Raw genomic sequence first — 1,054 nt, forward strand, 5'->3', positions numbered from 1 at the left:
GTCCGGATCGATCCCGGTTCTGTTCACCGGCATTGGTACAATACGGAGGCCGGAAATCGGGACATTTTCAATGGCTTTTTCGGCGAAATCCGGGTTTTAAACGGGGATAATTTTGCGGGAGATCCCTGAATCGCAATTCAGAGCGTTCCGGTGAACAAAAGTCCGGAATCCGGGGTCAATACGGGCCCGGATCAGGGTCGGCAGAATGCCGCAGCCCCTGCTTCCTGCATGGGGAGAGATGGGCCCTACCGTCCCACGCTGATTCCGGTGTTCATGCCGTATTCCTTTTCAAGGCTTCTCATCTTTGGCAGGTATTTTTCCTGGAAGCTGGTGTACAGGTCCCGCCACACCACATATTTCGGAAGATAAGTCCCGTCATAATATTGGTCATATGCCGCCTGTGCGCTGCTGAACTTCTGCTGGTTGTAGTGCTTCTCTTCGTATGTCCGGCTGTTTTCGAGCTTTGTCTTCCAGTAGATGACTTCCGCGTACAGGGTATCCAGCTGCGCTTCCGATGACCGGACGGCATGGGCAGCCACCGATACTTTCTCGCCTTCAGCATCAATGGCCCTGAGCAGCGTGGCATCCGAATACTCCCGGTCAATGGTTTCGAATGCCCTGCCCTCCGAGACCACGATAACCTTCGGGTCAGATGTGAGACGGATGCCCCCGGTCATGAGGTAATTGTCATAGGTGGGGATAACCGGCGATGTGCTCTCGATGAGTGCGTACCCGGTATCCCGGAAGGCGTACGCGGCCGGTGCCCTGATGCCGAGCGCCATGTGGCGTTCGTTATCAAACTGGAGGAGGGCAACGCCGTACCCGAGTTCCTTTAAGAGAAGAGCAAGGAGGAACGACTTCTCCCCGCAGATGCCGCCCCAGTTCTCGTACAGGATGGTGTACGTGTACCGGCCGATGAACTTCTCCCCCTGCCCCCCCTCGCCCACCCCCACCCCCCCCCCGCCATCCCCCCCCCCCCCCCCCCCCCGCCCCCCGCCCCCCCCCACCCCCGCCCCCCCCCCCCCCCCCCCCCCCCCCCCCCCGCCCCTCCCCC

At 60.3% G+C, this 1,054-nt stretch carries 1 protein-coding gene; it reads right to left on the minus strand.

Annotated elements, in window-relative coordinates; translation table 11 throughout:
• Nucleotides 1-245: 245 nt before the first annotated feature.
• On the minus strand, nt 246-953 hold the full coding sequence (locus CW742_RS14935) for a hypothetical protein (protein ID WP_292421760.1): 708 nt from the start codon (nt 951-953) through the stop codon (nt 246-248).
• Between the last annotated feature and the right edge of the window lie 101 nt (nt 954-1,054).

Origin of the sequence: Methanoregula sp., assembly GCF_002835825.1 — an archaeon.
In the GTDB taxonomy this organism is placed as follows: Archaea; Halobacteriota; Methanomicrobia; order Methanomicrobiales; family Methanospirillaceae; genus Methanoregula.